We start from the raw sequence: 4,595 nt of genomic DNA, 5'->3' as shown, positions 1-4,595 counted from the left end.
CAATGCCTCTCCTTTGTGCGTCGAACTCCACGCCAAGGCTCCGCATGGGCACCGATGTGCGCATTTCCGCGCTCCCCCGGCCCAGTCGGCCCGGTCATTTCAACGCATCCGGGGGCGGCGAACAAGGCTGAACAGGGGTGGTGGCCGCGGTTGCGGAGGAGAGGGGAGGCATTGCGGGGGCGGGCTGTTCAACCGGGCGAATGCGGCGGTTGAACGGGCCGGGCCGCCGATGCCGGGGGCGGCGGGAACGGGGCCGGCCGCCGGCGCCGGCAACGGCGGGAACGGGGCCGGCCGCCGCCTCACCGGGGGGTCCGGGAGGGCGGCGGCCGGGGGCCGTCCTGGGCGGGGTCCGGAGCGGGCACGCCGGGTGCCCGCATCGCCGTCAGCGCCCCTGGTTGCTCGGGTACTTCTCGTTGCAGGTGGAGTAGGCGGCGACCAGGTCCTCCTGGCTGTCGGCGCCCTCCTCCAGGGTGATGCGGGTGGTGCCGGGCTCCGGGTCCTTGGCGCTGATGCCCTCCTGACGCAGGCACTCGGCCTTCTTCACCGCGATGTCGTACGCCTCCTCGTCGACCTCCTCGGCGCCCTGCGGAGGGGCGAACTGGGCGCAGGCGGCCTGGGCCGCGTCGACGACGGCGGCGGAGCCCTGGGCGGCCTCGAACTGCGGGGCTCCGCCCTCCTGGTCCTCGGGGGCGTCGGGCACGTCCATGCCGTGCTCGCGGAGGCACTCGATGAACTTCTGCTGGCGTTCGACGTCCTGGGGGGACGTGGGGGAGGCATTGGTGGGCGAGTCCTCGCCGCCGCACGCGGTCATCCCGAAGATGGCGGCGGCGACGAGGGCGGCCGAGGCGAAAGCGTGTGTCTTCATGTCCACCAGAGTGGCGCTCGGGAGGTTTCCCCTCGGTGACCGTGGGCGTTAACCGGGGGCTTACGTAGGTACCGGGTGGGGTTCGGTGGGTGGGGGGTCGCGCAGTTCCCCGCGCCCCTGGAGGGGGTGGCTTTCCGTGGGTGGGGGGGTGGTCGCGCAGTTCCCCGCGCCCCTGGAGGGGTGGCTTTCCGTGAGTGGGGGGTATTCGCGCAGTTCCCCGCGCCCCTGAGGGGGTGGGGGGCTCGGTGGGTGGGGAGGGGAGGGGGTTGTAGGGGGTTGGGTTTCCGTGGGTGGGGGGTTGGTCGCGCAGTTCCCCGCGCCCCTGAGGGGGTGGTGGTCCCGGTGGGTGAGAGGTGCGGGACTGCTGGGGCAGGGTCACCTGAATGGCGGGGGAGATGTGCGGCGGGGTGCCCCCTCGTCCGCTCGGCCGGACGTGGGGGCACCCCTGGGTGACCGGTCTGGGGGAAGACCGGTCAGCTCGTGGCGAGCGCCTCCGTGGGAGTGAGGTTGGCGGCCCGGCGGGCCGGATACACGCCCGCGAGGGCCCCGATGGCGAAGGCCGCCAGCGCGCCGCCCACGATGGCGGAGCCGGGCAGTACCAGGGGCCAGTCCCGGTAGAAGGCGTAGCCCAGGCAGGTGGCCAGGCCGATACCGACGCCGGCGATGCCGCCGAGCGCCGAGAGGGTCACGGACTCGGTGAGGAACTGGAGCCTGATCTGGCCGCGGGTCGCGCCCAGTGAGCGGCGCAGGCCGATCTCCTGGCGGCGCTCCAGCACCGAGATCACCATGATGTTGGCGATGCCGACGCCTCCGGCGAGCAGCGCGATGGCGCCGAGTCCGAAGAACAGGGAGTTGAAGGTGCGCTCCGCGGCGGCCTGCGCGGTCAGCGCGTCCGAGGGCCGGGAGACCATCACCTCCTCCGGGTGTTCCGGGTTGACGGTGTAGGAGAGCACCGCGCGGACCGCTTCCACGGAGCTTTCGGTGGAGCGTTCGTAGAGCGTGGTGACCCGGCCGTCGAAGCCCATGCGGGTGGCGTAGTCCCAGCCGATCAGGGCGGAGCGGTCGATCTCGGGGGCGAGGGCGACATCGTCGAGGACGCCGACGACCAGGAACCACTGGCCGTCGATGTAGATGTGCCCGCCGGCGCGGTCGATGCCGAGCCGCTCGGAGGCGGTGGAGCCGAGGACCACCGCCGGGTACTGGCCGGTCGCCGAGTTGAGGAAGGCACCGGAGGCCACCGTGCCGTTGAGGGTGCCGAGGAGGTTGGTGCGGGCGGCCTGGACCGCGACGCCGCTGGTGGTCTTCGAGTCGATCTTGTCGGTGCGGCGGGCGGTGGCGTCCTCGACGAGGCCGGTGGCGGAGACCCCGGTGACGCCGGGGACGCGGGAGACCATGCCCTCGGCGCCGGTGGGCAGCTTGGACTGCTTGCCGGTGAGGGTCGTGCCGGGTTCGACGGTCAGCAGGTTGGTGCCCAGCGCCTCGATCTCGGCCATCAGCGCGGCCCGGCTGACCGTGCTGATGCCCACGAGGCCGATCATGGCGGCGACGCCGATGGCGATACCGAGCGCGGAGAGCACCGCGCGCAGCGGCCGGCCGCGCAGCCCGTCGATGCCGACGGCGGCCAGGTCGCCGGCCCGCAGGCGGGCCGGTTCCGGTAGGGGTTTCATGCCGGTACTCCCGTATCGGCCTGGATCCGGCCATCGCGGATCTCCAGGCGGCGCGGCAGTGAGGCCGCGACATCGAGGTCATGGGTGATCACCACGATGGCGGTGCCGTCGCGGTTGAGTTCGCGGAGCAGTTTCAGCACCCCGGCGCCGGAGGCGGTGTCGAGGTTGCCGGTGGGTTCGTCGGCGAGCAGCAGCGGCGGGTTGCCGACCACCGCGCGGGCGATGGCGACGCGCTGCTTCTCGCCGCCGGAGAGCTGGTGCGGGCGGTGGTCGAGCCGGTGCCCGAGGCCGACCCTGCGCAGCGCGGCGCGGGCCCTGCGGCGGCGTTCGCGCGGGGCGATGCCGTGGTAGAGGAGGCCGGTGGCGACATTGTCCATGGCGGACAGGTGCGGGGTGAGGAAGAACTGCTGGAAGACGAAGCCGATCCAGTGGGAGCGGACCGTGGCGAGGGTGCGGTCGGGCAGTTTCGCCGCGTCGTGGCCCTCGATGAGGACCCGGCCGGTGCTCGGCCGGTCGAGGGTCCCCATCATGTTGAGCAGGGTCGACTTGCCGGAGCCGGACGGGCCGAGGATCGCGACGAGTTCACCCGCGCGGACGGTGAGGGAGGCGCCGTGCAGTGCCTTGACCCCGCCGGCGTACTCCTTGCTGACGTTGTCGACCTCGATGACCGGGCTCTCGGCCGGGCCGAGGCCCCTGGGGACGGCGCGGGTGTCGTGGGACGGCTCGACGGCGGTGCCGGTGCGGTCGGTCATGACTCGGGCACCTGCACCTTCGCGCCGGCCTTCAGGTTGCCCTTGACCTCGACCTTGTCGCCCTCGAAGATGCCCAGCTCGACCGGGACCGAACGGACCGTGCCGTCGGCGTCGACTACGTTGACCTGGTACTTCCCGTCGGACGAGGCCAGCAGGGCGTTGATCGGCACCGCCAGCACGTCCTTGTGCTCCTCGCTGGTGAAGCCGACGGTGGCCGGGGCGCCGTCGAGATTGCCCGCCCCGCCCTTCTTGTCGAGGGTGATGTAGACGGGGACCGTGGCGTTCTCCGTGCCCTCGCCGGTCTGGGACTCGGAGTTGGTGTCACCGGCGGTGGCGACGGAGCCGATGGAGTCGACCGTGCCGGTGGTCTTCTCGTCGCCGGGCAGGGTCACCTCGACCTTGGCGCCCTCCTTGGCGAGGCTCTGGTCGGTGACGGGCAGGTCGACGGTGATCCGGCGGGCGGTGCCGCTGGCGGTGAGGACCGGGCCGGACGCCCGCGCGCCGAGGGTGGCCTCGACCTTCGTCACCCGGATCTCGTTGGACTGGATCACCACGTCGCCCGGCTTGACGATGCCGGTCTCGGTGACGCCGAGGTCCTCCTGCCACTCCTTGACGGCGTCGGCGGTCGCGGAGGTGAACTCCTCGTTCAGGGTGAAGGCGCCGCCGTAGCCCAGCTCGGTGAGGTTGCGCTCCAGCACCTCCACGTCCTCGCCGTCGTCCATGCCGTATTCGAGGTTCCGCCAGAACGGCGTCGACCCGTAGAACAGCGGTACGTCGTGGCCGTCGACGCCGTAGACGCGGTCGCCGCGCTGGATGACATCGCCGGTGCCGGGCAGCGCGGTGATGCGGCCGGTGCTCTCGGCGACGATGGAGCGGCTGGCGGAGTAGCCCAGCTCGCCGTCCACCTGGGTGGTGTTGACCATGTCGGTGGTGACGACCTCGGCGGTGGGCAGCGCCGAGGTGTCCGTGTCACTGCTCCCGCCGTCGTCCCGTGCCACGTAGAGGGCGCCGGCCGCGCCGACGACCAGGACCGTCGCCCCGGCGACCCAGGCCACCCAGCGGCGGCGGCGCCGGGGCGGCGGCTCTTCGTCGTCGTCGTCCGGGTCCGCGCGCTTCTCCAGGCCCCGGACGACCTCGGCCACCTCGCGCTCCTCGCGCCTGGCCAGGGCCCGCCCGGCCTCGGACTCCTCCCCGGACCGCAGCTCCCGCGCCTGCCCCTGGTCCGGCTCCCGGCCGGACTCCGCGTCCCGCTGCCGCACCGGGGGCGTGGCCTCAGACTCGATCATGGCTAAGCCTCCGATTGTTTCCCCC

The 4,595-nt window shown here is 72.7% G+C and carries 4 protein-coding genes; all 4 read right to left on the bottom strand.

What is annotated here, in order from left to right:
* Positions 1-382 precede the first annotated feature (382 nt).
* Complete coding sequence (locus AB0O01_RS32125; RefSeq protein ID WP_365318937.1) at positions 383-865, bottom strand: hypothetical protein; 483 nt, start codon at positions 863-865, stop codon at positions 383-385.
* A gap of 473 nt (positions 866-1,338) precedes the next feature.
* Positions 1,339-2,532 carry an ABC transporter permease gene (locus AB0O01_RS32120; protein ID WP_365318936.1) on the bottom strand — a complete coding sequence of 398 codons (1,194 nt, stop codon included), beginning with the start codon at positions 2,530-2,532 and terminating at the stop codon, positions 1,339-1,341.
* Positions 2,529-3,284 (bottom strand): ABC transporter ATP-binding protein, encoded by a 756-nt coding sequence (locus AB0O01_RS32115; RefSeq protein WP_365318934.1) that lies wholly within the window; start codon positions 3,282-3,284, stop codon positions 2,529-2,531. The genes AB0O01_RS32120 and AB0O01_RS32115 overlap by 4 nt, the downstream gene beginning before the upstream one ends.
* Positions 3,281-4,570 carry a peptidoglycan-binding protein gene (locus AB0O01_RS32110; RefSeq protein ID WP_365318932.1) on the bottom strand — a complete coding sequence of 430 codons (1,290 nt, stop codon included), beginning with the start codon at positions 4,568-4,570 and terminating at the stop codon, positions 3,281-3,283. Before AB0O01_RS32110 ends, AB0O01_RS32115 begins: the two co-directional genes overlap by 4 nt.
* Between the last annotated feature and the right edge of the window lie 25 nt (positions 4,571-4,595).

It is taken from the genome of Streptomyces sp. NPDC093252 (genome assembly GCF_040683675.1).
Lineage (GTDB): Bacteria > Actinomycetota > Actinomycetes > Streptomycetales > Streptomycetaceae > Streptomyces.
This window is presented reverse-complemented; position numbering and strand designations above follow the sequence as displayed.